At 72.9% G+C, this 26,809-nt stretch carries 19 protein-coding genes; 8 read left to right on the forward strand and 11 right to left on the reverse strand.

All coding sequences use genetic code 11. The features are described 5' to 3' along the window. Nucleotides 1-59: 59 nt before the first annotated feature. A complete protein-coding gene (locus tag ABT048_RS28610) occupies nucleotides 60-740 on the forward strand; it encodes a TetR/AcrR family transcriptional regulator (RefSeq protein ID WP_350524414.1) in 681 nt (226 codons plus the stop codon). Nucleotides 741-807: 67 nt separating this feature from the next. On the opposite strand, the gene ABT048_RS28615 is transcribed toward ABT048_RS28610, so the two are convergent. From ABT048_RS28615 to ABT048_RS28640, 6 genes are all read right to left on the reverse strand, one after another. Next, complete coding sequence (locus ABT048_RS28615; protein WP_350524415.1) at nucleotides 808-3,453, reverse strand: acyl-CoA reductase; 2,646 nt, start codon at nucleotides 3,451-3,453, stop codon at nucleotides 808-810. Beyond that, entirely contained in the window at nucleotides 3,450-4,616 is a 1,167-nt protein-coding gene (locus tag ABT048_RS28620; protein ID WP_350524416.1) for a LuxE/PaaK family acyltransferase, read from the reverse strand. The genes ABT048_RS28615 and ABT048_RS28620 overlap by 4 nt, the downstream gene beginning before the upstream one ends. 19 nt (nucleotides 4,617-4,635) lie before the next feature. After that, the gene (locus tag ABT048_RS28625; RefSeq protein WP_350524417.1) at nucleotides 4,636-5,787 is read right to left on the reverse strand and encodes a GNAT family N-acetyltransferase; all 1,152 of its coding nucleotides are present in this window, start codon (nucleotides 5,785-5,787) and stop codon (nucleotides 4,636-4,638) included. Further along, a complete protein-coding gene (locus ABT048_RS28630) occupies nucleotides 5,784-7,163 on the reverse strand; it encodes an MFS transporter (RefSeq protein ID WP_350524418.1) in 1,380 nt (459 codons plus the stop codon). The genes ABT048_RS28625 and ABT048_RS28630 overlap by 4 nt, the downstream gene beginning before the upstream one ends. Beyond that, a complete protein-coding gene (locus tag ABT048_RS28635; RefSeq protein ID WP_350524419.1) occupies nucleotides 7,160-8,422 on the reverse strand; it encodes a phenylacetate--CoA ligase family protein in 1,263 nt (420 codons plus the stop codon). Before ABT048_RS28635 ends, ABT048_RS28630 begins: the two co-directional genes overlap by 4 nt. A 360-nt stretch (nucleotides 8,423-8,782) precedes the next feature. Continuing rightward, the gene (locus ABT048_RS28640) at nucleotides 8,783-10,060 is read right to left on the reverse strand and encodes an aspartate aminotransferase family protein (protein WP_350524420.1); all 1,278 of its coding nucleotides are present in this window, start codon (nucleotides 10,058-10,060) and stop codon (nucleotides 8,783-8,785) included. A gap of 459 nt (nucleotides 10,061-10,519) precedes the next feature. Here ABT048_RS28640 and ABT048_RS28645 point away from each other — a divergent pair, with 459 nt between their 5' ends. Together ABT048_RS28645 and ABT048_RS28650 are read left to right on the forward strand one after the other, a co-directional pair. Further along, nucleotides 10,520-11,890, forward strand: coding sequence for a family 16 glycosylhydrolase (locus tag ABT048_RS28645; RefSeq protein ID WP_350524421.1), 1,371 nt, complete (start codon nucleotides 10,520-10,522; stop codon nucleotides 11,888-11,890). Between the two features lie 299 nt (nucleotides 11,891-12,189). After that, the gene (locus ABT048_RS28650) at nucleotides 12,190-12,957 is read left to right on the forward strand and encodes a hypothetical protein (protein ID WP_350524422.1); all 768 of its coding nucleotides are present in this window, start codon (nucleotides 12,190-12,192) and stop codon (nucleotides 12,955-12,957) included. Between the two features lie 54 nt (nucleotides 12,958-13,011). Here the strand turns inward: ABT048_RS28650 and ABT048_RS28655 are convergent, their stop codons facing one another. Further along, nucleotides 13,012-13,377, reverse strand: coding sequence for a hypothetical protein (locus ABT048_RS28655; protein WP_350524423.1), 366 nt, complete (start codon nucleotides 13,375-13,377; stop codon nucleotides 13,012-13,014). Nucleotides 13,378-13,692: 315 nt separating this feature from the next. Here ABT048_RS28655 and ABT048_RS28660 point away from each other — a divergent pair, with 315 nt between their 5' ends. Both ABT048_RS28660 and ABT048_RS28665 read left to right on the forward strand, forming a co-directional pair. Further along, nucleotides 13,693-15,516, forward strand: a complete 1,824-nt coding sequence (locus ABT048_RS28660; protein ID WP_350524424.1) for a glycoside hydrolase family 15 protein — start codon at nucleotides 13,693-13,695, stop codon at nucleotides 15,514-15,516. Then, nucleotides 15,513-16,439, forward strand: coding sequence for a cyclase family protein (locus ABT048_RS28665; RefSeq protein WP_350524425.1), 927 nt, complete (start codon nucleotides 15,513-15,515; stop codon nucleotides 16,437-16,439). The genes ABT048_RS28660 and ABT048_RS28665 overlap by 4 nt, the downstream gene beginning before the upstream one ends. A gap of 48 nt (nucleotides 16,440-16,487) precedes the next feature. Here ABT048_RS28665 and cydB read toward each other — a convergent pair whose 3' ends face one another. Continuing rightward, nucleotides 16,488-17,498, reverse strand: coding sequence for a cytochrome d ubiquinol oxidase subunit II (gene cydB / locus ABT048_RS28670; protein ID WP_350524459.1), 1,011 nt, complete (start codon nucleotides 17,496-17,498; stop codon nucleotides 16,488-16,490). A 25-nt stretch (nucleotides 17,499-17,523) separates the two neighbouring features. Then, complete coding sequence (locus tag ABT048_RS28675) at nucleotides 17,524-18,906, reverse strand: cytochrome ubiquinol oxidase subunit I (RefSeq protein WP_350524426.1); 1,383 nt, start codon at nucleotides 18,904-18,906, stop codon at nucleotides 17,524-17,526. 299 nt (nucleotides 18,907-19,205) lie between these two features. Between ABT048_RS28675 and ABT048_RS28680 the strand changes: the two genes are divergently transcribed. After that, nucleotides 19,206-20,786 (forward strand): GMC oxidoreductase, encoded by a 1,581-nt coding sequence (locus tag ABT048_RS28680; protein ID WP_350524427.1) that lies wholly within the window; start codon nucleotides 19,206-19,208, stop codon nucleotides 20,784-20,786. Between the two features lie 16 nt (nucleotides 20,787-20,802). Further along, nucleotides 20,803-22,179: a glucose-6-phosphate dehydrogenase gene (gene zwf / locus ABT048_RS28685; protein WP_350524428.1), complete on the forward strand. Its 1,377-nt coding sequence runs from the start codon at nucleotides 20,803-20,805 to the stop codon at nucleotides 22,177-22,179. A 43-nt stretch (nucleotides 22,180-22,222) separates the two neighbouring features. Here zwf and ABT048_RS28690 read toward each other — a convergent pair whose 3' ends face one another. Further along, complete coding sequence (locus tag ABT048_RS28690) at nucleotides 22,223-23,998, reverse strand: cation:proton antiporter (RefSeq protein WP_350524429.1); 1,776 nt, start codon at nucleotides 23,996-23,998, stop codon at nucleotides 22,223-22,225. Nucleotides 23,999-24,119: 121 nt separating this feature from the next. Further along, nucleotides 24,120-25,934, reverse strand: a complete 1,815-nt coding sequence (locus tag ABT048_RS28695; protein ID WP_350524430.1) for an ABC transporter ATP-binding protein — start codon at nucleotides 25,932-25,934, stop codon at nucleotides 24,120-24,122. Between the two features lie 210 nt (nucleotides 25,935-26,144). On the opposite strand from ABT048_RS28695, the gene ABT048_RS28700 reads away from it, so the two are divergent. Then, complete coding sequence (locus ABT048_RS28700) at nucleotides 26,145-26,771, forward strand: hypothetical protein (protein ID WP_350524431.1); 627 nt, start codon at nucleotides 26,145-26,147, stop codon at nucleotides 26,769-26,771. The last annotated feature ends 38 nt before the right edge of the window (nucleotides 26,772-26,809 follow it).

A 26,809-nucleotide genomic window follows, 5' to 3' on the forward strand; every position in this document is an offset into this window, starting at 1 on the left:
GACTGCCGCACGGAGCCGATGGAGACGCGATGACGGGCGGGGCGAACGGGGTGAACAGGATGAACGGGTCGAACGGGCCGAACGGGGTGAGCGGCGGGCTGAGCCGCCGTGAGCGGGTGCGGGCCGGCACCGTGGAGGAGATCAAGCACGCGGCCCTGGGCCTGATCGTCGAGCACGGCAGCGCCAACCTCCGCTTCACCGACATCGCCCGCAGCATGGGCATGACCCCGCCCGCGCTGTACCGCTACTTCGCCGACCGGGACGAGCTGCTGACCGCCCTGGTCGCCGATTCCTACGACGGCCTGTCGGGCGCGCTGGCGGCGACGCGGGACACGGTCCCGCCGGAGGACCTGGACGGTCGCTTCCTGGCCACCTGCACGGCCTACCGCGCGTGGGCGCAACGGAACCCGGAGCGCTTCGCCCTCATCTTCGGATCCCCAGTGCCCGGGTACGCGGCCCCGGAGGACGGCCCGACCGTGGCGGCCGGCCGGCGGGTGATGGAGCACGTGGCCGAGATCGTCGCGGACACGGCCGAGCGCGGCCGGCTCGGCAGCCCGCTGGTGCCCGACGCCGGGGAGGCGATGCTGCTGGCGTGGGCCACCGTGCACGGCTTCGTCACCCTTGAGGCGCACGGGCACTTCGACTCGCTCGACCGGGAGGCGCGGGACCGCCTCTTCACCGCCCAGGCGCGCCTCGCCGCGCGCACCGCGGGTCTGGCACCGCCCGAGGACCGGCCGTGACCACGGCCGTGACCACGGCCGGGGCCCGGTGTCCCGGGCCCCGGCCGCGTGCGGTGCTACCGGCGGATCACAGCGTGAGCTGTCGCCGGTCGATCACCGTGCGGAGCTTGCCGCTGGTGGCCGTCCGCTCGAAGGCCCCGCTGCCGGCCGTCTCGACCGTGAAGGCGAGCAGGTCCTCGTCCACGGCGGAGGCGAGCTCGGGGATGGCGGCCGGGAAGGCGGCCGCCGCGGCCGCGGGGTCGGGGGCGTACCTCTCGTCGAGGCGGACGGTGACCCGCTCCCGGCCGTCGCCGGCGTCCAGGATCAGCTGCAGCTCGCCGCGGTAGCCGAGGCGCTCCTCCGCCACCGCGATGAAGCGCCGGACGTTGAGGAAGTACGTGCCGACCCGGACGACGTCCCCGTACCGGCCGAGGAGTTCGATCCGCGGGGTGTGGCTGCCGCACGGGCAGACGCCCTCGACCGAGCGGCCGAGGTCGCCGATCTGGTAGCGCTCCAGGCGCTGCCCCGCACGGGTGCGGCTGGTGAACACCAGGCGGCCCGGCTGACCGGCGGGGGCCGGGCGGTCGGCCTGCGGGTCCAGGATCTCCAGCGTGTGCAGGTCGGTCAGGACGTGGTGGACCGAGCCCTCGGCGTGCGTGCACTGGTAGCCGAGCGGCCCCAGGTCGGTGCTGCCGTACGCCGCCGAGCGGATCACCTCGACGCCGAACTCCTCGGTGAGCACCCGGCGTTGCTCCGCCGTGAAGTGCTCGCCGCCGTAGAACACCTTGCGGATCCCGCCGTAGGCGCGCAGTGCCGCGCCCTCGGCGTGGAACAGCTGCCAGAGGTAGGAGGGCATGCCGAACACCGCGTCGGCGCCGTGCGTCACCAGCGCCTCGGCGGTGGCGGCGTGGTCGGGGCCGGCGGCGATGGGCAGTTGGGTGGCGTTGAGGCGTTCCAGGATCGAGAAGAAGCTGATGAAGCTCCCGTACATGCCGCCGCAGTAGAAGAGGTTGGCGGCGCGGTCCCGCGCCGGGTCGAACCCGGCGGCGAGCAGGCCGTCGGCGGCGGCCCGCATCTGGGTGTCGTAGTCGGCGTTGGTGAACACCGACAGGGCCGGGACGCCGGTGCTGCCGCCGCTGCGGAAGTACAGGTGGGCGTGGGCCGGTTCGAGGGTGCGCAGCTGCTCCTGCACGCCGGCCTTGTCGAGCAGCGGGCCGCTCGGAGCGGCCGGGACGACGGCGGGGGCCGCCAGGTCGTCCAGGCAGGCGGTGGTGGTGAAGGCCTCGTCCGCCCGGACGCTGACGCGCCGGCTGTAGCGCTGGAGCGCGTAGACGCCGTCGTGGGGCTCGCCGTGGTAGCCGTCGAGCATCCCGCCGACCGGGGTGACCCGCAGCGCGCCCGCGGCGAGCACGGCCTGCGACAGCCGGGCGACGTCGGCGCGGCTGCCGCCGATCGCGGCGGTCTGCAGGTAGCGGCGCATCGGGCGCAGCACGGTCATCACGGCGGTGCGGGGCAGCGGCTTGACCCAGACGCTGCGGTTGAGCGGTGAGGCCGCCAGGGCCGGGCGGGTGTCGGCGAGGACGCGCCAGGACCCGTCCTCGGCGGCGATGACCCGGGTGAGGCCGAGGTGTTCCTCCAGCCGCGCGACGAGTTCGGTGGTGGTGATCTCGGCGTGCTCGGCCGGTTCGAGCTCGGGCCGGGGCAGCTCGGCGGAGGCGGCGGCGAGGTGGGCCGCGAAGCGTTCGGCGAACGCGAAGACCTCGGTGTGGTCCTCGGTGTCGAGGTAGACCACCTGGGGGCTGGAGCAGGCCTGCTGCTCGAAGCGGCAGACGTCGGCGGCGAGTGCGTCCAGCGTCGCCCCGTCCGACCAGGCGTCACGGGTCAGGTAGGCGAAGGAGATCCGGTGGCCCCACTCGATCAGCCGGCAGCCGGCCGGCACCAGCTCGGCGACCGAGCGGACGGCGTCCTCGCCGCCCCAGACCGCCACCGCGTCGGCGGACGCGCACAGCAGGCGCAGCCACGCGGTGCGGGCGGAGGAGAAGCGCAGCACGACGATGCGGCGGGCCAGGGTGCCGGTCGGGTCGGCGGCGGCCAGCTCGGCGAGCAGGTGCTGGGCGAGCAGGGTGTCGCCGCTGCTGGTCTTCAGCACGTTGAGGTTGCCGGTGAGCAGACCCTCGATGACGCTCAACGGCGCGACGGCGGCCGCGTTGCCGGGGGCGATGTGGACCAGCAGCCCGACCGGTGCCCAGGCCTCGAAGGTGGTCTCCCGGGCGTCGGGCCGGGTGAGGCGCTCGGGGTGCAGCCCGCCGAGTTCGCGCCGGAGCTTGCGCTCCAGGGCCGGACGGCTGATCGCGTCGGCGATCTCGGAGAGGGTCGCGGCGGCCTCCTCCGGGTCGGTGCCGCCGTCGGTCAGCACGCCGAGCAGGCGGGCGCGGACGGGGCCGTCCGGCGCGCCGAGGGCGTCGGCGAGGCGCCGGCAGGCGCTCAGCACCAGTTCGGTGGGCAGCGGTTCGGCGAGGGTGCGGGCGGCGAGCTCCGGGAGCTCGGCGAGCCGGCGGGCGGCCTCCTCGTCGTCGACGAACGAGCCCTGCCAGAAGTGCACTCCGGCCGCCGCGAGTTCGGGGTTCACGGCCTCGGACTCCACGGCCTCGGGGTTCACGACCCCGGGGTTCACGGCTTCCCGGTTTACGGCTTCCGGGTTCAGGGCCTCGGGGTTCATGGTTTCCGGGTTCACGACAGTCCCTTCAGGAGTTCGGCGGCGGCCGCCGCGCAGGTGCGGTTGCGGCTGACGCCGGCACGCCCGTGGACGGTGAACCACGGCGTGGGAAGCGGGCAGGGGCACTCCTGCGCCGGGTGCAGCGAGGCGAGGTCGCCCATGACGACGCTCTGCGCCGGCACCGAGGTGATGTACGGGGAGACCAGGTGGAGGAAGCCGCGTTCGCCGAACGGCAGCGGCTGCAGGGTGCGGGTGTCGCGCACCGCGGCCCGCGACCAGACCGGGACGTGCAGGCGGTGGTGCTCGCACTCGATGTACGGCACGCAGTGCTCGACCGAGCCGAAGGTGTCCCGGATCCGCTCCGAGGGGACGCCCAGCTGCTCGGTGACCGCGGCGTAGAACTCGTCCTTGCCGATCTGCCGGTCGGTGTGCCCCTTCCAGCCGCCGCCGAGCAGGACCAGCGAGCCGGCCGGCAGCTGCAGCGGCGGCAGGCCGAGGGTCCGCATCCGTTCCAGGGTGAAGTGCAGGAACGCGGGGAAGCCGAGGATCCGGACCGGCAGGCCGTCCTCAGCGTAGCGCTGCAGCGCGGCGATGCAGCCGTGGACGTCGAACTCGTGGCCGCCGCCGGTGTGCCGCAGGGCGTGCGTGGTGTGGTGGGCCGGGGCGAAGTCGCAGAGGTAGTTGTCGGTGAACGAGGTGCCGAGCTTGAGCTGCGGGGCGGGCTCGTAGCTGTAGAGCAGGTAGTTGACCGGCTGGTCGGGGGTGATCCAGCCGTAGTGGTCGAAGATCCGGGCCACCATGCGCTGGGCGGACCGGATCGTCCACGCGTCGAAGAACATCTGCGACTTCTGGCCGGTGGTGCCGGAGGAGGTCAGGTGGAGGAAGACCTCCTCCCGCGGGATGGAGAGCACCTCGTGCCGCTTGAAGAAGTTGGCGTGCACCAGGGGCGTGCGGACGTCCTCGCCGACGGTCGGCGCGGCGGCCTCCGCCGGGCCGTCCAGCAGGGAGCGGTAGAACGGCGAGCGCTGCGCGTGCCAGGCGTGGCTCTCCGCCATCGCGGCGGCGAACAGGCGGTCGGTCTCCGGCCCCGCCGCGTACGGGGCGGCCAGGTCGCACAGCTGCTGGACGTGCGGGAGCGCGGCGGGGTCCGGGACCTCGACGGGCGCGAGATGGATGTTCACGGGGCAACCTCGGGATCGGTCATGGGGCGACCTCGGCCAGGGGAAGGGGCAGGTAGGTCGAGGTCCAGGCGGTCAGGTAGGCCGGCAGGTACGGCTGGAGCGGGCTGCCGACGGCGGTGGTCCTGAAGTCGATCTGACGGCTGGTGCGGGACAGCACGACGTAGTCGTGGAAGCGTTCGCCGATCCGGCGCATCGCCGGGTAGACGGCGCTCGGGATGAACCCGGCCGCCAGGAAGGCGTGCAGCCCGGCGGTGTCGGACAGCGGCAGCAGCGTCTCGACGTAGTCGGCGCCCGCGCGGGTCACGGCCGCCATCAGCGGCTCCAGCGCACCGGTGACGGCGGCCGGGGAGGGGTGCACCGCCACCAGCGAGCAGCTCGCCGCGACCGGGTCCAGGTCGGCGTACGCCTCGAACGCGCCGTCCGGCGGAGTGAGGACGGCGTTCGGGACGTGCAGCGGGAAGAACCGCTGCGCAGGGTCGGGGAAGAGCTCCAGGAACCGGCGGCGGACGAAGGCGGGTGCGGTGATCAGCTCCATCGGCGCGGTCACCGGGGCGCTGCGCCCGCCGGGGGCGAGCGGGCCGTCCACCGGCTGCGGGTCGCCGTAGTGGACGCCGGTGCTCTGCCGCGCGGCCTCCAGCAGGGGGAGCAGGGCTCCGGGCACCAGGTCGACGCTCTCGCGTCGGGCCAGGACGCCGTCGGCGTGCCGGGCGAACAGCGCCAGGCTCTCGCAGCCCGCCACCTCGACCGCGTTCGGCAGCAGGCCGAGGGCGCGGAAGCCGTTGCGGGCGAAGACCTGCTGCGGGCCCGGGGTGACCACCCGCACGGTCGCGTAGATCGAGTCCTGGGCGCCGGTCGCGAAGGCGTCCGCGCAGACCGCGGCGGTCAGCCGGCCGGCCAGGCCGCCGCCGCGCTGCTCGGGGTGGACGGCCAGGCCGACCAGCTTGCCGATCCGGCTGCCGGGGTCGGTCTGCACGGCCACCGACCCGACCAGGTGGCCGGTGTCCTCGCGGCGTGCGGTGAGCCAGTGGGTGTGCGGGTCGGCGATCAGGCGGCGCATCTCGGCCGGGTCGCTGCCGAGCGCGACGGGATATCCGTGGCCGTAGACGTCGAAGTAGAGCTGGCGCAGCTGGGCGACGTCCTGGGGGGCCGCGGGGGCGATCGTCACGGTCATCGGGCGTCCTCGATCGGTTGCGCGGCCGGGGCTCCCTGCGGGGCCGGCGAGGGGTCGGGGGTGGCCGGTTCGCGTCGGCCGGTCCACCACAGGGCGGCGGCGACCGGGAGGACGCCGAGGGCCTGGACCAGGCAGAGCGTGCGCGGTGAGAGGTGGTCGCCGAGCAGGCCGAACACCAGGGAGGACACCGGGAAGGTGGCGCCCAGCAGCGCCTGCATCACGGCGAAGAAGCCCGCCCGGTCCCCGGTCGGCACCAGCCGCTGGAACAGCGCGACGAACCGGACACCGATCACGCCCACGCACCAGCCGGCGACCGCCATCGACCCCACGGCCGCGGCCTGGCTGCCGAGCAGACCGGGCAGGCCGAGCGCGACGGCCAGCAGGCCGAGACATCCGGCGCCGACCGCGGTGGGGGAGCCCGGGACGCGGCCGCCGGTGAACGAGCCCACCAGGGTGCCGGCGCCGAGGGCCGCCTCCAGTGCGGCGACGGTCGAGCCGTCGGAGTGCAGCACCGCGCGGGTGAACAGGGGCATCACCACGAACACCGCCGTGGTGAACAGGTTCGCCGCGGCGAAGCAGAGCAACACCCGTCGGACGAAGGGGAGTTCGGCCAGGATCCGGCGCAGTGGCCGTGGCGCGGCGGGTCCGCCGCCGTCCGGGGCCCGGGCGTCCTTGGCCTGGTCCGTGGCGTGGGCGTCCGGGCCGGTGGGGAAGCGGGTCGCGCCGATCAGGGCGGCCGCCAGCAGGTAGGCGCCGGCGCACCCGGTGATGATCCCCGCCGGCCCGGCGGCGTCCACCACCAGCGGGCCCAGCAGGCCGCCGGCCAGCCCGGCCAGCGACTGGGTGGCGAGCTCGAAGCCGGTTGCGGCCTCGATGTCGGCGTCCTCGACCAGCTCCGGCACGGAGGTGGTCAGACAGGGGTCGAAGAGCGCCTGGCAGCCGGCCAGCAGCAGCGCCGCGCCGTACGCGACGGCCATCGGCAGCGCCGTGCTGTACGTCCACACGGCCGTGCCGAGGGCGACCAGACCGGCGGCGGCGGCCGAGCCGCCCAGCACCGTCCGGTGCGGGCAGCGGGCGATGACCCTGGCCACCAGCGGTGCCAACGCGACCGCGGGCAGGGTGCTGACGGCGAGGAAGACGCCGGACGCCAGGCCGCGGTCCGCGCCGCCGGCGTATCCCACCAGCCACCACACCGCGCCGACCTGGAACATCCGTCCGGCGGCCTGGGTGAGGACCTGGGCGGCCCAGACGGCGCCGAACCGCCGGTTGCGCAGTACGAGCGGCAGGCGGCGGCCGCCCGCGGCGGGGGTCGTCGCGGGGGCCGCTTCGGTGGCTGTCTCGGGAGCCGTCCCGGCGGCCGTTCCGTGGGCCGTCACGAGTGCGGCCGTTCGTCGAGGACGCGGATCAGCTTGCCCGTCCGCGGGTTGACGGCGAGTTCCTGCTGGCGCACCCAGCTGACGGACAGCGGGTGGACGTAGCCGGCGGCGACCGCCTCCGGGTACAGCGGTCGCGCCGCGTGGATCCCGGCCTCGACGGCGGCGGCCAGCTCGGGGAGGCCGCTCGGGTTCCCGTCGCAGGCCAGCCGCAGCACCAGGCCGTCCCGGCCGTCCCAGCGGCGCACGACCAGCTGCACACCGGTGACCCGGCCGGCCGGGTCGGCGGCCCGGACGAGGTCGAGCACGTCCTGGGTGTACAGGGACACCGGCCCGACCCGGACGCCCTCCTGGGCCCGGCCGAGGATGCGGAACTGCCCGGCGGCGGGGTCGGTCCACTCGGCGCGGTCCCCGACGGGGTAGCGCAGGACCGGCATCAGCCGTCGCCGCAGGTCCGTCACCACGACCCGCCCCGGCACGCCGGCCCGGGTGATCGGCTCGCCGGTGTGCTCGTCGAGGATCTCCACCACCGTCTCCGGGGTGAACACCCGGTGCACCCGGGTGTCCTCCCCGGCCACCGGTCGGCCGACCAGCCCGGCGTCGACGGCGGCGTAGCCGATCGAGGAGATCCGGGCGTTGGGGAAGACCTTGCCGAGCAGCGGCTCCTGGTCCTGGTACAGGCCCTCGCCGCCGAACAACAGCAGCTCCACGGAGGGGAGTTCGCGGCCGGTGGCCAGCAGGTGGTCGGCCAGTCCGCACAGCGTGGTCGGAGTGCCGGCCACCACCTCGACCGCGAACTGCTCCAGGGTCTGCGCGGTCGACTCCAGCGGCGCGGCCCCGCCGATCGGCAGCCGGACGTTGGCGACGGGCGAGCGGTGCAGGGCGTCGAGGATGAAGGTGTAGCTGGCGTACAGGTCGCCCGCGTAGAAGAGGTCGGCGACCCGGTGCCCCGGGCGCAGTCCGGCATCGACCAGCCCGGCGCCGAAGGAGGTGGTGAACTCCCGCCACTCCTCCCGGCTGTAGAACGAGAACTTCGGCGAGCCGGTGGTGCCACCGCTCTTGAAGACCACCGCCTCCTCCAGCGGTCCGGTGAGCAGCCGGTTGTCGCGAGGCGTGTTGGCCTGCCAGAAGTCGGCCTGCGGGACGACCGGGAGGTCGGTCAGCCGGACGGTCCGGTCCGGCAGGCCGGCGTACAGCTCCGCGTAGAAGGGCGAATTGCGGCGCGCGAACCGTACGAGTTCCGCTATTGGTTGAACGGGCATCAATTCCTGCTCTGAGGCTGTGAGGAGAACGGACCGAGCGTGCCGCATCACGAATCCGGATGCGCACAGATCATTCGGTCGACACTGAGGCGAAGTCAGGAGGAACTGGTCTCCTACTCGCAGGAAGAGAGGCTAGCACCTTGATGGACCTTCGGATCCCAGTCGACAGCCTGTCGTTGGGTTGGTGATGGTGCGAACTGAGGCTTCATCAGCAGGGTTTTCCGGCTGCCCGGAATGGAAGGGTGACCTGCGTCTCAGTCGAGAATTCGACAGCCGCACATGAAATGTCTCGAATTCAACTAAAGGTAATCGCGGAGGATTTTGGCCACGCTCGGGGAGTGCCGGCCGCCCGGGGCGGTGTCAGCAGGCGGCGGCGAGCGAGTCGACGAGGATGTCGAGCCCTTCCCGGGCCTCGTCCTCGGTCAGGGTGAGCGCGGGGGCCATCCGCAGGGCGTGGCCGTAGAGGCCGCCCTTGCCGATGAGCAGGCCCCGCTCCTTCGCGTGCTCCAGCACCCTGGCGGCCAGCGACGGGCTCGGTGATCCCGTGCCGGGGTCGATCAGGTCGACGGCGAACATCAGGCCCTTGCCCCGAACGTCCCGCGCGATCGGCAGCCGTTCCGCCGCCGTCCGCAGGCCGTCGATCAGCAGGCGGCCGAGCCGGTGTGCGTTGGCCTGGAGGTCGTGGGCGAGCAGGTAGTCGAGCGTGGCCCAGGCCGCCGCCGTCGCGATCGGGTTGCCGCCGAAGGTGGAGATGCCGTTGGCCGGGAGTGCGTCCAGCAGTGCGCCGTCCGCGACGACGCCGCCGATCGCGAAGCCGTTCCCCAGGCCCTTCGCGAAGGTCATGGCGTGGGGTGTCACGCCGTGGGCCTGGATGCCCCAGAAGTGCTCTCCGGTACGGCCCCAGCCCGTCTGCACCTCGTCCGAGACCAGCAGGATCCCGTACCGGTCCAGGGTCTCCCGGTACCTCGCGAGGAGCCCGTCCGGTGCGGCGGTGAAGCCCCCGACGCCCTGGACGGGCTCCACGATCAGGCAGGCGACGTCGGTGGCGGTGGCCGTGTCGAGGACGTGCTGCAGGTCGTCCGCGCAGAAGGCCAGGAACTCCTCGTCGGACAGGTGCGGGAAGCGTGCGCGGTCGGCGCCGTGCAGGTAGTGCACGTTGACGGGGGAGAGCGAGGAGTTCTTCCAGCTGCGGTTGCCCGTCACGGCCGTGGCCGCGTACGAGCGCCCGTGGTAGCTGTTGCGCAGGGCGAGCACCTGGTCGGACCGGCGGGCGTGGGTGGCGAGCAGCAGCGCCGTCTCGTTGGCCTCGGTGCCGGAGTTGGTGAAGAAGACCTTGGCGTTCGGGATGCCCGACAGTTCCGCGATCCGCTCGGCCAGCTCCACCTGGGGGCGGATGAGGTACAGCGTCGAGGTGTGCGCGACCCCGGTGCGCAGCTGCCGCTCGACGGCCTCCCGGACCTCGGGCACGTCGTACCCGAGCATGTTGGTGAGGATGCCGCCGAAGAAGTCGAGGTAGCTGCGCCCGTCGGAGTCGGTGACGCGGCGCCCCCGGCCGCTCACGATCTCGATCGGCTCGTCGTAGTAGAGCGACATCCACCTCGGCATGACCGCGCGATGGCGGCCGAGCAGGTTCGACATGCGGGGCTCACTCTCCCTGCGACGGCATCGACTTGGTGTTCGACCGGACGGCCGGGGCGCGTGGACGGCTGCCGGAGAAGAGAAGCTACCCGACCTCCGCTCCGCAAACCGGCCAAATCGGGCGCGACACGGGCCGCGACTCCATGCGCCGCGACCCGCGGCCGCCCGGTTCCCCGGCCGGATTCGGATCAAGAGCGGGAGCCCCTAGGGGTTTTGGTGTGATTTGTCCGTATTGAGCGAAAAGTGGTGGCCCGCAGGCCCGGTCGGGGAACGGCTTGTGTGCCGAATCACAGCCGGCCGGCGGCGGCATCCCGAAACCCCGCCCGACCAGGAGACTTGGCCAGGTGCATGATCAATGCCGCGGATCCGGCCGGGGCATCGAGCTTGCATACGGACCATCCCTCATTCAGGCTGCTGCGAGTCCACAGCCGAGGGGGGAACGAAAGGGTCCTTCCTCGTATGGCGAAACACTCGAAGCACCGCCGCAGCACGACCGGCGGGCGCCGCTTCCTCGCGCTCGGGATCGCGCTGGCCGCCACCGGAACCGGCGCAGCCGCCTGGGCCATGCCCAGCACCTCGACGGAGCCGGTCGTGGTCGACTCGATCTCGGTCGCGCCGACCGGTTCCGCCGCCGGCAGCCCGGTCACGGCCACCGCCAAGCTGCACGCCACGCGCCAGACCGCGGTCCAGGCGCTGACCATCGCGGTGCGGTCGGCCAGCGGCGCCCACTACGACTTCCGCGGTGCGATCCCGGCCACCCTGACCTCCTCGCAGCTCACGTTCACGCCGGAGAGCCGCACCTTCCCGGCGGGCACGTACACGTACTTCGTGGCGTACGAGAGCGCCAACCGCTGGCACAACCTGAGCCCGGTGAACACCTTCACCTCGGGTGCCCCCTCGGCCCCGGCGTCGAGCCCGTCGCCCACGGCCACCGGGACGGCCACCGCCTCGCCGTCGCCGACCGCCACCGCGACCGCCACGGCGAAGCCGTCCCCGACTGCCACGGGTACGCCCTCGCCCACCGCCACCGCGACGGGCACGCCGTCGCCGACCGCCACCGCCACCGGTACGCCCTCGCCCACCGCGACCGCGTCCGCCACGGGCACGCCGTCGCCGACCGCCACGCCCACGGCGACCGGCGGCGCCTCCGCCGGACCGGTCGGCGTCCCCGGTACCTGGCACCAGGTCTTCGCGGACGAGTTCAACGGCAGCTCGCTCGATGCCGCCAAGTGGAACCCCAACTGGTTCGGCTGCAGCACCTGCACGACCCAGCCGGTGAACTCCCAGGAGTCCGCCGCGTACTCCCCGTCCCAGGTCGCGGTCAACGGCGGCAGCCTGCACCTGACGGCGGTCCAGAAGCCGGCCACCGTGAACGGCAAGACCTACCCGTACACCTCGGGCCTGATCAACACCAACGGCAAGGCCCAGTTCACCTACGGTGCGTTCGAGGCCCGGATCTACCTGCCGCCGTCCGGCTCGCAGGTCGCCAACTGGCCCGCGTTCTGGACGGACGGCCAGAGCTGGCCGACCGACGGTGAGATGGACGTGATGGAGGGCCTGGGCGGCGACGCCTGCTACCACTTCCACTCCGATGCGGGCGGCCCCGGCAGCTGCGCCCACGGGGACTACAGCGGCTGGCACACCTACGGCGCGGAGTGGGCGCCGGGCTCGGTCACCTACTACTACGACGGCGTGAAGGTCGGGCAGATCACCACGGGCATCACCTCGGCGCCGATGTACCTGATCCTGAACAACGCGGTCGATTCCAAGTACCCGGCCGTCGCCCCGGCCGACATGCAGGTCGACTACGTGCGGGTGTGGCAGCACTGACCCCACCGCCCTGACAGCGGCCCGGCCGCGCGGACTCCCACCGCGCGGCCGGGCCGCCGCGTCGCACGTGCCGGCCCCGGAGGCCCCGGCCCCCGGCGACCCCGGCCCCGGCGACCCCCGTCCGTCGAGACCCGCCCGAAGGGGGAGCGGGCGAGGGCCTGCGACCACTGCTGCCGGTGCCCCGAGGGCGTCGGCCCGGACGAACCGGAACCGCTCGCCCCGCCCGCACGTCATCTCCCGCGGGGCGTCGAAGACTTGACGCCCTGAAGCTCTTCACCGCCGAGGCCCCGAGGAGATCCATGGTCGACACCGTCAGCTCCCTGACCACCCGTCTGCACGAAGTGCTGGTGGAGTTCCTGAGCAAGGGGCCCGGCGTGGGGACCAGGGGCCTCCACGACGTCGTCGCCCGTGCCGGGGCGCTCGGCCCCGCGGGTGCCTGGCTCGCCGCGTCGGGCCACGCGAGCCTCGCCGGGCTGGCGTGGGCGCAGGGGCAGGCGGACACGACCGTCCTCCACCTGGAGGCCGCGGTGTCCGGGGGCTTCAACGACTGCGTGGCGCTCCACATGGCCCCCATGCTTCCGCTGCACCGGGACCCCCGCTTCCGGGCCCTGTACGAGCGGATGCGCATCACCCAGGCCGACCTCGACGAGTACTTCTGGCTGCACCGCGAGATGCAGATCATGGTGAGGGACGCCCAGGACGCGACCGTCGACAACATCGGCCGCCTCGACACCGGGGTGTCGCTGCTCCCGCAGGCCCCCCTGCCGACCCGCGAACCGAACACGCCGGGTGTCCTGATCACCCGCCTCGATGTCGCCGCGGCCCAGACCGCGATCCAACAGGCCGCCGTGAAGGCGGAGTTCCAGCGCAGCGCCGGCAACACCAGCCTCGATCTGATCGACGGCTCGTGGGACCAGCCCCGTGCGATGCGCGACGCCTGGTACGCGGACGAGCTGGAAACCCGGCGCCGGCGGGCCGCCGAGGCCCGGGCCTTCGTCGAACGCCCCGGCGCCGACACCACGCTCGTCCCCTGCCCGCCGCTGGGCTCGATCACCTACCCGGGCTGATCGCCGCGGCCCGGCCGGCCCCCGCAGCCCTGCGGGGGCCGCGGGGGCGGTCACTCAGGCTCCGGTCAGCCACTCTTCTTCGAGACCGTGGAGAACGAACCCGTTCTCGAAGCGCACCTTGTAGGTGATCCGGGCACCGGCTCCGCCGTCGTACGCCGAGTACTGGACGACGCGCTGACGGAGGTTGTCGATCAGGCTCGCCGCGAAGGGGTCGAACTGTTGGCCGCGGATCTGCTGGTCGAAGCTCGCGAGGTGGTCCTGGGCACCGCCGCCGGCCTCCTTCGCCGAGCCCGTGACGATGCCCTGCAAGCCCTCGGCCAGGAACAGCGGACCGGGGGAGCCGCCCCTGGCCACTGCGCCGTCCGCGGTGACCTGCACGTCCCTGGTCAGCTTCACCCTCGTGCCGGTCTCGTACGGCATGGGTGGTCCCCCCTCGTTCGATCTTGGCCTGACGCAGGCAAGCGTAGTCGGGGAGCCGTGGTGGGAAAGGGCGTTCGACGAGTTGGCGGCCCGTGGTCCGCGCCGACCGTGAGGTTGAAGACGAAACGACCGCGGGCCGCAAGGAGGGCGATCCCGCCGGGTGGACCCGGCCCGGGCCAACAGGCCCCATGGCGGACGGCCGCCTGGTCAGGGCGGGTCCGGCGGTCACATCGCGCGCGCGGGCCGAACATACCGGACAGTGGCAGCAGAAGGACTTTCATCGGACGGAGTCCGGCAGACCTTCGGAGAAACGCCATGGAGCGCTACCCACTCATCGCCGACCACGGCCTCGTGGGGGACCTGCAGACCACCGCGCTGGTGTCCGCGGAGGGCGTCATCGACTGGTTCGCGGCCCCGAGATTCGACTCACCGAGCGTGTTCGCCGCGTTGCTGGACCACGACCGGGGCGGCTACTTCCGCCTGTCTCCGGAGCATCCCGAGGACACCCGCAGACAGCTCTACTACCCGGACACGGCCGTCCTGGTCACCCGGTTCATGTCGCCGGACGGCGTCGGCGAGGTGGTGGACTGGATGCCGCCCGACCGCACCCAGCGCCCCACCGACCGGCACACCCTGGTCCGGCTGGTGCGGGCGGTGCGCGGCAGGGTCCGCTTCACCCTGGAGTGCCGGCCGCGCTTCGACTACGGGCGGGCCGCCCACGAGCTGCGGCTCGGCCCCGAGGGCGCCTCGTTCCGCGCACCGGGCATCGCCGCACACCTGCAGAGCACCTTCCCCCTGGTGCGGGACGGGGACGACGTCCGCGGCGAGGTGGTCCTGGACGCCGGCGGGTCCGCCGGGGCCCAGCTGACCGTCTGCGGACCCGACGGCGAGGCGCCCGCGCCGCTCGACCTCGGCGCACTCCACGAGCAGATGTGGGAGGTCGGCGAGTTCTGGCAGAACTGGGTGCGCACCTCCCACTACCGCGGCCGCTGGCCGGACATGGTGAACCGCTCGGCGATCACCCTCAAGCTGCTCACCTACTCGCCCACGGGCGCGCCGATCGCCGCCGCCACCATGGGCCTGCCCGAGCAGGTCGGCGGTGAGCGCAACTGGGACTACCGGTACTCCTGGGTCCGTGACGGCGCGCTGTCGGTCCGGGCGTTGCTGGACCTCGGGTTCGTCGAGGAGGCGGCCAGGTTCACGAGGTGGCTCGGGGACCGGATGCACGACCGGGCGGACTCCCCGGGGGAACGCCTGCAGATCATGTACCGCGTCGACGGGGACCCCAATCTCACCGAGGAGATCCTGGACCACCTGGAGGGCTACCGCGGCTCCCACCCCGTGCGGGCCGGGAACGCCGCCGCCGACCAGCTGCAGCTCGACATCTACGGCGAGGCGCTGTACGCGCTGGCGGAGGGTCATGAGCTCGGCGCGCAGTCGGGCTACCACGGCTGGAAGGGGCTCGCCCGCACGGTGGACTGGCTGGCCGAGACCTGGGACCGGCCCGACGAGGGCATCTGGGAGACCCGCGGCGGGCGCCAGAACTTCACCTACAGCCGGGTGATGTGCTGGGTCGCGTTCGACCGGGCCCTGCACCTGGCCCAGCAGTACAGCAGGCCCGCCGACACCGTGCGCTGGACGGCGGCCCGCGACGCCATCCTCGAACAGGTCATGGAACACGGGTGGAGCCAGACCGAACAGGCGCTCGTCCAGCACTACGACGGCGACGTCCTGGACGCCTCGCTGCTGCTCATTCCCCGGTTGCGGTTCATCGCCCCGAGGAGTCCGGGCTGGCTGAACACGCTGGACGCCATGGAGCGCAAGCTGGTCTCCGACAGTCTGGTCTACCGCTACGACCCGGCCGCCTCGCCGGACGGCCTGCGCGGCTCGGAGGGCACCTTCAGCCTGTGCACGTTCCTGTACGTGGACGCGCTGGCCAGGGCCGGGCGGCTGCGCCAGGCGCGCTACACCTTCGAGAAGATGCACACCTACGCCAACCACGTCGGTCTGTTCGCCGAGGAGATCGGGCCCAGCGGCGAGCAACTGGGCAACTTCCCCCAGGCGTTCACCCACCTCGCGCTGATCATGGCCGCCACCACGCTGGACGAGGCGCTCGACAAGCAACAGCGGCGCGGATGACCGCCGGACAGGCAGCGCAGAGCGCAGCCGACTTCGGCGAGCTGTACCGGGCGCTGCGCTCGCGGACGGCGTGGGCCGCCGGCGAGCGCGGCGCGCTGGTGGCGCTCACCCCCGCGCGCGTGGCGGCCGCCGCCGCCGAGGTGCGGACCGGCCGTACGGTCGGCCTCGCCGCGCCCGTGCAGACCCGGCCGGGACCGGACGACCCCGAGCCGGCGCAGCACAGCATGACGGCGGTGCCGGACGGCCGGACGGGCGGGCTCGACTTCGCGATGGACCGTTTCGCCATGAACGTGCACGGCGACGCCGACAGCCACCTCGACGCCCTGTGCCACGTGGTCTACGACGGCACGCTGCACGGCGGCGTGCCGGCGGACGTCGTCACGGCGTCCGGGGCCGCGGCGCTGTCCGTCGAGGCGGCCCGGGACGGGATCGTCGGCCGCGGTGTCCTGCTCGACGTCCCGCGGCTGCGTGGCGTGCCGTGGCTGGAGCCGGGCGACCACGTCGGCGCGGAGGACCTCGCCGCGGCCGAGGCCGCCCAGGGCGTCCGGGTGGGCGAGGGCGACCTGCTCCTCGTCCGGGTCGGCCACCGCAAGCGCCGCGCCGAGCTCGGGGCCTGGCCCTCCGCGCGGGCGCGGGCCGGGCTCCACCCGTCCGCGCTGGAGTTCCTGGCGGACCGTCGGGTCTGCGTGCTCGGCGGCGACGGGAACAACGACACCGCCCCGAGCCCGACGGAGGGCGTCGACTTCCCGGTGCACGTCCTGGCCGTGCACGCGATGGGGCTGCACCTGCTGGACTACCTGTGCTTCGAGGAGCTGGCGCCGCTCTGCGCGCGGGAGGGGCGGTGGGCGTTCCTCTGCGTGGTGGCCCCGCTCCGGCTGCCGGGCGCCACCGGCTCCCCGGTCAACCCGGTCGCCGTCCTGTGAGGGCCGTGAGGGTTGTGAGAGCCGTGAGGGGCTGTGAGGGCCGTGAGGCTACTCCGCCGACGTCCGGAAGTGCGCGGTGGTCAGCCGCAGCCGGAACACGTGGTACGTCCAGCCCTGGTAGGCCAGGACGACCGGCAGCAGGACGGCCACCACCACGGTCATCACCTTGAGCGCGTAGTGACCGGACGCGGTGTTCTGCACGGTCAGGTCGAACGCGGAGTCGGTGCTCGACACCATGACCCGGGGGTAGAGCTCGACGAAGAGCGAGATCACCGTGGTGGCCATCCCGACCGTGGTGGCGGCGAAGGCCCAGCCCTCGTGTCCGGCGCCGACCAGCCAGGCGGCGGCGAACACGGCCAGGACCGCGGCGAGTTCGGCGAGGTTGATCAGGACGCCGCGGCCGGCGGTGGAGTGCGTCCAGGTGACGAACGCCAGCACCACCAGGCCGACGACGGGGGCGGACCGCCGGGCCAGCAGGTTGGCCCGGCGGCGGAGGTCGTCGGTGCTCTTGAGCGCGATGAACGTCGCCCCGTGCAGGACGCACAGCGCGACCAGGGTGATGCCGGTGAAGACCCCGTAGCCCGTGAACAGGTCGGCGAACGAGCCGGTGTACTCCTGGTCGGCCCCGATCGGCAGGCCGTACAGCAGGCCGCCCAGCGCGATCCCGATCACCAGCGGCACGATCAGGCTGCCGGCGGTCAGCAGGACGTCCCAGGTGGAGTGCCAGCGGGCGCTGTCGACCTTGCCCCGGAACTCGAACGAGACCCCGCGGACGATCAGCCCGACCAGCAGCAGGACCATGGCCAGGTAGAAGCCGGAGAACATGGTCGCGTACCAGCTCGGGAAGGCCGCGAACATCGCCGCCCCGGCGGTGATCAGCCACACCTCGTTGCCGTCCCACAGCGGCCCGATCGTGTTGATCGCGGCCCGGCGCCCGGCCTCGTCCCGCGCCAGCAGCGCGTGCAGCATGCCGACGCCGAGGTCGAAGCCCTCCAGGACGAAGAAACCCGTCCACAGCGCGGCGACCAGGATGAACCAGAAGACGGCGAGTGCGTCCATCACGACCTCGGGGTGAGTCGGGACCTCAGTAGGTCACGGCGGGGACGGGCTGGTCCTCGTTCGGAGCCGCAGCGGCCTCCTTGCGGGCGTACCGCGCCAGCAGCACGCCGGCGACGGCGGCCAGCGCGGCGTAGAGCAGGAAGAACACCAGGATGCTGATCACGACGTCGGTCGTGTCGACGGACGGGGAGACGGCGTTCCTGGTGAGCTGCATGCCCTGCACGATCCACGGCTGGCGGCCGCTCTCGGTCAGCAGCCAGCCCGCGGTGTTCATGAGGAACGGCAGCACGACCGCCCACTGGGCGACCCGCAGGAAGAGACGGGACGAGCCCAGTCGTCCGCGTCTGAGCAGCCACAGCCCCCAGAGGCCGACCAGGAGGGCCAGCGTGGCGAGGTAGGCCATGACGCGCATGGACCAGTACTGGATGAAGACGTTGGGCACGTAGTCGCCCGGACCGTACTCCTGCTCGTACTGGCTCTGGACGGTGTTGAGCCCGAGCACCTGGCCGTTCCAGCTGTTGGTGGCCAGCAGCGAGAGCAGGTGCGGGATGGCGATGAACTTCGTCGGGTCCTGGTCGTTCTTGCCGCCGCCGATCTGGAAGACCGAGAACGCGCACGGCTGGCAGGTGTCCCACTGCGCCTCGGCGGCGGCGATCTTCATCGGCTGGTACTTGCCCTCGGTGACGCCCAGCTCGCTGCCGACGAGCATGGCGAACAGCAGGGCGGGCGTCAGCGCGACCAGGGCGAGCCGGGCGGAGGGCCGGAACAGCCCGGGGTCGGCCCCCTTGCGCAGCTGCCAGGCCGAGACGGCGAGCATGACCATGGCCCCGGTCACCAGGGAGGCCAGCAGGGCGTGCAGATAGCCCCGCAGGAACACCGGGTTGGTGAACAGCGCCCAGACGTCGCTCAGCTGCGGCCGGCCGGTGGACGGGTCGATCGTGTAGCCGACCGGGTGCTGCATCCAGGAGTTGGCCGCCATGATGAACGCCGCCGACAGCGCGCTGCCGGCCGCCACCGCCCAGACCGTTGCCAGGTGCACCCGCTTCGGCAGCTTGTCCCACCCGAAGATCCACAGCCCGAGGAACGTCGACTCCAGGAAGAAGGCCGCGAGCCCCTCCATCGCCAGCGGTGCGCCGAAGACGTCCCCGACCGTGCGCGAGTAGCCCGACCAGTCCATGCCGAACTGGAACTCCTGGACCAGGCCGGTCACCACGCCGACCGCGACGTTGATCACCAGGAGCGTCCCGAAGAAGCGGGTCAGCCGCAGGTAGTCGGGCCGCCCGGTGCGGTACCAGACGGTCTGCAGCAGGGCGATCAGGAACGCGAGGCCGATCGTCACCGGGACGAAGAGGAAGTGGTAGATCGACGTCATCGCGAACTGCAGCCGGGCGAGGTCGAGCTGACTCATCGTCCCAGGCAAGCAGCCCGGGGCGGGAGGCGCGCGGTGACACGGCGAGCTCCGGCGGCCCGCCCACCGGATGGCGCAGCCGGCCCCGCGCAGCCGGCTGCCCGCGGTCGGAGGTACGGGCGCGGTGCGGGCGCGGCCACGGGCCCGGTCGCGGGCCGGATCCGGAGCCCGCGCCGGGGCGATCAGGTGAACGCGGCCGCCCGCGGGGCCCGTCGCGCCCTGCCCCGCGCGGCCGCCCGTTACCTTCCGGTCTTGCAGTGAATGTCCGATATCCCCACCGGCGCGAAGGGCGGGCCCGCGTGGCCGACGACCAGCACTACGACGTCATCGTGATCGGCACCGGCGCGGGCGGCGGCACGCTCGCCCACCGGCTCGCCCCCACCGGCAAGCGCGTCCTGATCCTGGAACGCGGTGACTACCTGCCGCGGGAACGGGACAACTGGGACTCCACCGCCGTCTTCGTCCAGGGCCGCTACCGCGCCCCCGAGTTCTGGTACGACAAGCACGGCGACCGGTTCCCGCCCGAGGTGAACTACTACGTCGGCGGCAACACCAAGTTCTACGGCGCCGCGCTGTTCCGGCTGCGGCCCGAGGACTTCGGCGAGCTCCGCCACCACGGCGGGATCTCACCCGCCTGGCCGATCCGCTACGAGGACCTGGAGCCGTACTACACGCAGGCCGAGCACCTCTACCTGGTCCACGGGCGACACGGTGAGGACCCGACCGAGGGCCCGTTCAGCGCCCAGTACGCCCACCCGCCGGTGGAGCACGAGCCCCGCATCCAGCAGCTCAGCGACGACCTGGAGAAGAAGGGCCTGCACCCGTTCCACCTGCCGATCGGGGTGAACCTCACCCAGGACGGCGACGGCAACGCCACCCGCACCAGCGCCTGCATCCGCTGCGACCGGGTGGACGGCTTCCCGTGCCTGCTCGACGCCAAGTCCGACGCCCAGGTCATCTGCGTCGACCCCGCCCTGGAGCACGGCAACGTGTCGATGGTGACCGGCGCGAACGTACGGCGGCTGGAGACCGACCCGACCGGACGCACCGTCACCGGGGTCGTCGCCGAGCTGACGGACGGGACGGTGACGACCTTCCGCGCGGACATCGTGGTGGTCGCCTGCGGAGCCGTCAACTCCGCCGCCCTGCTGCTGCGTTCGGCCAACGACCGGCATCCGGGCGGGCTGGCCAACAGCTCGGACGTGGTGGGCCGCCACTACATGCGGCACAACAACCTGGCGCTGATGGCGGTCTCCAGGGAGCCCAACCCCACCCGCTTCCAGAAGACCCTCGCCCTGCACGACTGGTACCTGGGCGCCGACGACTGGGACTACCCGCTCGGCGGCATCCAGATGCTCGGCAAGTCCGACACCGACCAGATCCACGGCGAGGCGCCGCGCTGGGCGGGCACGGTCACGCCCGACCTGCCGTTCGAGGTGCTGGCGCACCACTCGGTGGACTTCTGGCTGTGCGGGGAGGACCTCCCGCTGCCCGGGAGCCGGGTCACCCTCGACCGCGACGGCGACATCCACCTCGCCCTCGACGAGAAGAACAACACCGCCGGGCTGGAACGGCTCCGGCACAAGCTCCAGGGCATGCTCGGCCACCTCGGCATGCACGAGCACCACCTGCTGCCGCACAGCATCTACCTGCACAAGGGCATGCCCATCGGCGCCACCGCCCACCAGGCCGGCACCGTGCGCTTCGGCGACGACCCCCGCAGCTCCGCCCTCGACGTGGACTGCAAGGCCCACGACCTCGACAACCTCTACGTCGTGGACACCAGCTTCTTCCCCAGCATCGGCGCGGTGAACCCGTCACTGACCGCCATCGCCAACGCCCTCCGGGTCGGCGACCTCATCGCCGCCCGACTGAAGTAGAGCAGGAGAGACCGAGATGGCGACCGATCGGATGGACGCGCTGGTGATCTTCGGTGCGACCGGAGACCTGGCCAAGCTGGAGACCTTCCCGGCCCTCGTCGGCCTGGTCGAGCGCGGCGTGCTCGACGTCCCCGTCGTCGGGGTGGCCAAGAGCGGCTGGGGCCTGGAGCAGTTCCGCGACTACGCGGCGGCCTCGCTGCGCCTCAACGGCATGGACCCGGACACCGCAGCCGCGCAGAAGATGCTGGGACTGCTGCGGTACGTCGACGGCGACCTCGACGACGACGCCACCTACGCGGCGATGTCCGAGGCCATGGGCCCCGGCGGCAGCGCCCTGTACTACCTGGAGGTGCCGCCCCCGCTGTTCGGGCGCATCGCCCGGGGCATCGCGACCGCCGGCCGCGCCAAGGGCGCCCGGGTGATGGTCGAGAAGCCGTTCGGGACGGACCTGGAGAGCGCCGGGCGGCTCAACGCCACCATGCACGAGTACTTCCCGGAGGACGCGATCTACCGGGTCGACCACTGGCTCGGGCTCGACCCGGTGGAGAACGTGCTGTTCGCCCGGTTCGCCAACTCGGTGGTCGAGCCGCTGCTCAACCGCACCCACGTGGAGAGCGTCCAGATCACCATGGCCGAGGCCTTCGACGTCTCCGACCGCGGCCGGTTCTACGACCGCACCGGCGCGATCCGCGACGTGGTGCAGAACCACATGCTCCAGGTCCTGGCGAGCGTCCTGGCCGACCCGCCCTCCGGGTCGGGGCTGTCCTCGTGGCGGGACGCGAAGGCCCAGCTGGTGTCCTCACTGCGCCCGCTCAGCCCCGCGACCACCGTGCGCGGCCAGTACGAGGGCTACCAGCAGGTGCCCGGGGTCGAACCGGGGTCGACCGTGGAGACCTTCGCCGCCGTCCGGCTCGCGTCCGACTCCTGGCGCTGGGCGGACGTGCCGATCGTCATCCGGGCCGGCAAGTGCCTGCCGGTCACCGCCACCGAGGTCCGCGTCAAGTTCCGTGCCGCGCCCCACGACGTCTTCGGGCTGCGGCCCGGGCCGGCCGCCAACGCCCTGAGGTTCCGGGTCTGGCCGGAGACCCAGGTGGCGCTCACCCTCGCCGGGAAGCGCCCCGGTGCGGCCTGGGCGGCCCAGCACGAGGAGCTCTCCTTCGCGCAGCAGCCGGGATCCGACATGCGCCCCTACGACCGGCTCATCGGCGCCGCCCTCGACGGGGACCGCTGGCTGTTCGCCAGGCAGGACACCGTGGAGGCCGCCTGGCGGATCGTCGACCCGGTGCTGGGGGACGCCACCCCGGTGCACCCGTACGCCCGGGGCAGCTGGGGCCCCGGGGCCGCGGACGCGCTGCTGCCCGCGGGCGACGCCTGGTACGACCCGATCGCCTGACGCCCGGCCCAGCCCTGCTCAGCCCAGCCCGGCTCAGCCCGGCTCAGCCCGACCCGGCCCCGGCAGGCCGGGCCGGGCCGAGCAGGACCAGGACGTCCCCGGCCTCCTCGGCCGGCGCGCGGCCCCCGACGACCGGGGCGAGCGAGCCGTCGGAGCGGATCCGGAACAGCAGGTCGTACCCGGCGGGGACGGTCCCGCCGGCGGACCTCGCCACCACCGGCGCCCCGTCGGCGTACCGGCGGTCCAGCGCCGGCCGGACCAGGGCTTCGCCGAACAGGATCTCGCCGCCGGTGTACGGGGCCACCACCCCATGGCTGCCGTGCGGCGGCCCCAGGCGGTAGACGGGGCCCTCGACGCTGCCCTGCAGGATCGTCGAGGCGAGCGCGTTGAAGTCGTCCTCGTCGGTCAGCAGCAGGACGGCCGTGATGCCCTCCAGTTCCGCGCCCTGCCCGGTGGCCGCCGCCAGCAGCTCACCCGGCGCCAGCTGGAGGCCGGACTCCCTGATCCGTTCGCGCTCCGGTTCGAGGCCGGCCCACATCAGCACGTCCAGGCCCGCCGACCGGAGCACCCGGCCGAGTTCCACCACCCACTGCGCGCCGCCGACCAGCAACGGCCGGGAGCGGGCGGAACGCCTGACGTCCAGCAACCGCGCGGCCGGCACCGCGGTGAACCCGTAGACCGCCACCGTGGTGACGATGACCAGGAAGGTCGCCGGAAGGATCTTCGCGGCCCCGCCGACGCCGTCCGCGACCAGCGTCGTGGAGAACGTCGAGGCCGTGGCGGCCGCGACGATGCCGCGCGGGGCCATCCAGCCGATGAACGCGCGCTGGCCCTGCGGGAGGTCCGTTCCGAGCGTGGACAGCGCCGCCACCAGCGGTCTGACGACGACGACCAGCACGGCGACCAGGCCGAGCGTCGGGAGCACGACGTCGACGAGCGTGTCGGGGGTGATCGTCGCCGAGATGGAGATGAACAGCAGTCCGATGATCAGCTGGACGAGCGTCTCGAAGAACGGGTTGCGGGAAGGGACGTCGAAGGACGGGACGTTGACGACGGCCATGCCCATCACCACGGCCGCGATGAGTCCGGTGTCGTCACGGAGGGTGTCGCAGACCGCCGCGGTGCCGATCACCGTGGCCAGCTGCACCGACGTACCGAGCGGCTCGGGGATCCGGAACCTGCCCAGCAGCAGCCACAGCACCACCGATCCGACCAGGCCGCCGGCGAACCCGACCGCCAGGCTCAGCAGCAGCTGGCCGGTCCGTTCGCCGAAGTGGTCATGGGTGCTCGCGACGATCGAGTGGAAGACCAGGGCGCCCAGGATCGCGCCGATCGGGTCGATCAGCGAACCCTCCCAGGTGAGGATCCGCTGGAGCCGTTCCACCGGCCGCACGAAGTTGAGCAGCGGCCCGACCACCGTCGGACCGCTCACCACGAGGATCGCGCCGAGCATCAGCGCGGCACGGGAGGACATCCCCAGGAACTGCGCCGCGAGCAGGGCGGCCGGGATCCCGGTGAGCACCACGCCGAGCAGGAGCAGCCTGACCACGACGCGCCGGTCGTGCCCCCGGAGGTGCCTCAGGTCCAGACCGAGCCCCGCGTCGTAGAGGATCAACGCCACGGAGAGCGACACCAGGGGGGAGAACGTGGCGCCCAGCAGCCGCTCGGGGTCGATGTCGTCGGTGAGCGCGCCCGCGGTGAACCCGACCGGCAGCAGGACGATCAGTGCGGGAACGCGCAGCCATCTCGCCAGCAGCTGGGAGCCGACCGCGAGCACGACGGTCAGCCCCAGACCCAGGAAGATCGCGTCGGTGGTCATGGATCCGCACTGTGCTGGCGCCGACCACACGAGTCAAGCACGACACGGCCGTACGGCGCCGACCGGCCCTGCGGGGAGTCGACGCCCTACGGTGCGGTCGGCCGCCGCCGGGGAGCGCGCGTCAGTGCAGGTCGGCCTGCGCCCGGGTGTCGTCGAGGAAGCCGCCCGACTGGTGCTGCCAGAGCTTGGCGTAGGCGCCCTCCGAGGCGAGCAGCTCCTCGTGGGTGCCCTGCTCGACGATGCGCCCGCGGTCGAGGACGACGAGCCGGTCCATCCTGGCGACCGTGCTCAGCCGGTGCGCCACCACGAGCGCGGTGCGCCCCTTCATCAGCTCCCAGAGCGCCTCCTGGACGAGGAGTTCGCTCTCCGAGTCCAGCGCGCTGGTCGCCTCGTCGAGCAGCAGGATGGGCGCGTCGCGCAGGATGGCCCGGGCGAGGGCGACCCGCTGCCGCTGCCCGCCGGAGAGCTTGATGCCGCGCTCGCCGACCATGGTGTCGAAGCCGTGCGGCAGGGCGTCGGTGAACTCCGTGACGTGTGCGGCCTCGGCGGCCCGGCGGACCTCGGCGTCGGTGGCGTCCGGCCGGGCGAACGCGATGTTGTCCCGCAGCGTCCGGTGGAACATGGCCGGGTCCTGCGGGACGTAGGCGATCAGGCTGCGCAGGTCGGCCTGCCGCAGGCGGCTGATGTCCTGACCCCCGATCAGGATCCGGCCGCCGTCGATGTCCGTCATCCGCAGCAGCAGCCTGGTGAGGGTCGTCTTCCCGCCGCCGGAGCGGCCGACGAGCCCGAACTTCGCCCCGCCCGGCACCGTGAGGTCGAGGCCCCGGAAGATCGGGTTCGCGCCCGCGTGGGCGAAGTCCACCTGCTCGAAGCGGATGCCCGAGTCCCGGTGCAGCAGCGGTTCCGGCGAGGCCGGGTCGAGCACGGTGGGCGGAGTCAGCAGCAGCTCGGTGAACTGCGCGGCCTCCGTGAGCGATCGCTCCAGTCGCCGGTAGATCTGGTTGAACTCGAACATGATCCGCGTCGCGTTGCTGTAGTAGGTGAAGGCGACGACCACCGCCTCGACGCCGTGCCCGCCCCCGCCGAGCGCCACCGCGAGCAGGAGGCCGAGGGCGTTGGTGAGCACCGACAACGGCGCGACCAGGGTGTCGATGCGCAGGTTGCCGTAGTCCCACGAGCGCAGGGAGAGCCGGCGCGACTCCGCGACGCGGGCCCGGTGCTCGGCGGCCTCGCCCTCCTCGGCCGCGAACGCCCGGACGGTGTCCATGTTCATCAGGCTGTCGGCGACGTGGCCGGAGACCCTGGCGATCGACTCCTCGCGCTGGTCGACCAGCGCCTGGCGGCGGCGGACGAGCGGCGCCACGACCAGCGCCGTCAGCGTGATCATCGCCAGCAGCCCGACCACGAGGAGCGGTTCGTAGCGCCACAGCACCACCGAGCCGAACAGCAGCGGCACGAGGCTGCCCACGACCGAGAACGTCAGCGTGTCGACGAACTCCTCGAACCGGGAGGCGAAGCTCAGCACCCGTTTGGTCAGCGACCCGGCGAAGTTGTCGTGGAAGAACGCCGCGTCCTTGGCGAGCAGTTCGTCCATGCCGGTCACGTACAGGTGCTCGATCCCGAGGGCGTCGAGGCGGTTCAGGTAGTGCAGGCCGACGCGCCACAGCGCCTCCCCGGCCAGCAGGGCGGCGGCGAAGCCCAGGACGTACGGCAGCATCGAGCCGAGGTCCGTCCCGCTCCGGCCGGAGATCCGGCCGACGAGCTTCGCCACGGCCAGGGGCGCGAGGTAGTTGATGCCGATGTTGCCCAGGGCCGGCAGCAGCATGCCGGGCAGCGTCACGCCCGGGCGCCGGAACAGCTCCCGGCCGTAGTAGCGGAGTGCGAGGAGGACCGAGCGCTTGCCCGGCGCTCCCCGGAGTGATTCGGACGATCCCATCCCGACTCCATGGTGTCGTACGGAAGGCCATCAACTTCCCCTCACGAGTGCATCCGTGACTGCTCGTCAGGAAGACTCGGAGAGGGAAGGGTTCGCAGTCTCCCGCGGGAGCGCCGGAGGAGTCCACGCGTTTTCCGTCCGGCACGGTGCCGGCGGAGCGCCGACGTGGCGTCCGTGACCGGACCGGCTTCCTGGGGGAGCATGGCCCCCATGGACACCGAGACGGTCGTACGTACCCGCCGCGCCCTGCACGCGGTGGCCGAGCTGGTGCTGGCCGGGCCGCAGTACCGGGCCGGCGGCACGATCCGGCTGCGCGCCTGCGCGGGCGGCTTCGCCACCACGGTCGAGCCGAGGCTGCGGGTGGTCGGCGCGGAGCTGGTCGCGTCGGGTCAGGTCATTTCACTCGAACGGACTACCTGCAGCGTCATCGGCGCGGCCCTCGGGATCACGGTCGGGGCGCCCGCGGGGCTGTACGGGGAGGGGTCGGGCGGCGCCGGCGGCCACACGATCGAGGTGGACCCGACCGCCGCCCGGTGGCTCGCGCACTGCTTCGCGCTCGGCGACGCCGCCATGAACGGGCTGTTCCCCGGTGTGGACCCGGTCATCTGGCCCGAGCACTTCGACATCGGGGTGACCGTCGACGGCGTGAACTACGGCGTCTCGCCCGGCGACGCGTCCCGGCCGGAGCCGTACGCGTACGTCGGCCCGCACACCCCACGGCAGGGCGGGTTCTGGAACGCGCCGTTCGGTGCGGCCCGGACGATCCGTGAACTCGGCGGCGTGGCGGGCGTCACGGCGTTCCTGGACGAGGGCCGCCGGCTGGCGGCCGGCGCCTGACGGGCCGCGGTCCCGGCCGGTTCAGCGGCCGCCGGCGA

Origin of the sequence: Kitasatospora sp. NPDC096140, from assembly GCF_040303045.1 — a bacterium.
Classification (GTDB): Bacteria; Actinomycetota; Actinomycetes; order Streptomycetales; family Streptomycetaceae; genus Kitasatospora.

Bases quoted from the DNA above. Each gene is read 5' to 3' on its own strand.
- ABT048_RS28650 (WP_350524422.1), top strand. From the start codon at position 12,190: ATGGTCGACACCGTCAGCTCCCTGACCACCCGTCTGCACGAAGTGCTG.
- ABT048_RS28665 (WP_350524425.1), top strand. From the start codon at position 15,513: ATGACCGCCGGACAGGCAGCGCAGAGCGCAGCCGACTTCGGCGAGCTG.
- ABT048_RS28645 (WP_350524421.1), top strand. From the start codon at position 10,520: ATGGCGAAACACTCGAAGCACCGCCGCAGCACGACCGGCGGGCGCCGC.
- cydB (WP_350524459.1), bottom strand. From the start codon at position 17,498: ATGGACGCACTCGCCGTCTTCTGGTTCATCCTGGTCGCCGCGCTGTGG.
- ABT048_RS28635 (WP_350524419.1), bottom strand. From the start codon at position 8,422: ATGCCCGTTCAACCAATAGCGGAACTCGTACGGTTCGCGCGCCGCAAT.
- ABT048_RS28655 (WP_350524423.1), bottom strand. From the start codon at position 13,377: ATGCCGTACGAGACCGGCACGAGGGTGAAGCTGACCAGGGACGTGCAG.
- zwf (WP_350524428.1), top strand. From the start codon at position 20,803: ATGGCGACCGATCGGATGGACGCGCTGGTGATCTTCGGTGCGACCGGA.
- ABT048_RS28640 (WP_350524420.1), bottom strand. From the start codon at position 10,060: ATGTCGAACCTGCTCGGCCGCCATCGCGCGGTCATGCCGAGGTGGATG.
- ABT048_RS28695 (WP_350524430.1), bottom strand. From the start codon at position 25,934: ATGGGATCGTCCGAATCACTCCGGGGAGCGCCGGGCAAGCGCTCGGTC.
- ABT048_RS28675 (WP_350524426.1), bottom strand. From the start codon at position 18,906: ATGAGTCAGCTCGACCTCGCCCGGCTGCAGTTCGCGATGACGTCGATC.
- ABT048_RS28700 (WP_350524431.1), top strand. From the start codon at position 26,145: ATGGACACCGAGACGGTCGTACGTACCCGCCGCGCCCTGCACGCGGTG.
- ABT048_RS28660 (WP_350524424.1), top strand. From the start codon at position 13,693: ATGGAGCGCTACCCACTCATCGCCGACCACGGCCTCGTGGGGGACCTG.
- ABT048_RS28625 (WP_350524417.1), bottom strand. From the start codon at position 5,787: ATGACCGTGACGATCGCCCCCGCGGCCCCCCAGGACGTCGCCCAGCTG.
- ABT048_RS28610 (WP_350524414.1), top strand. From the start codon at position 60: ATGAACGGGTCGAACGGGCCGAACGGGGTGAGCGGCGGGCTGAGCCGC.
- ABT048_RS28690 (WP_350524429.1), bottom strand. From the start codon at position 23,998: ATGACCACCGACGCGATCTTCCTGGGTCTGGGGCTGACCGTCGTGCTC.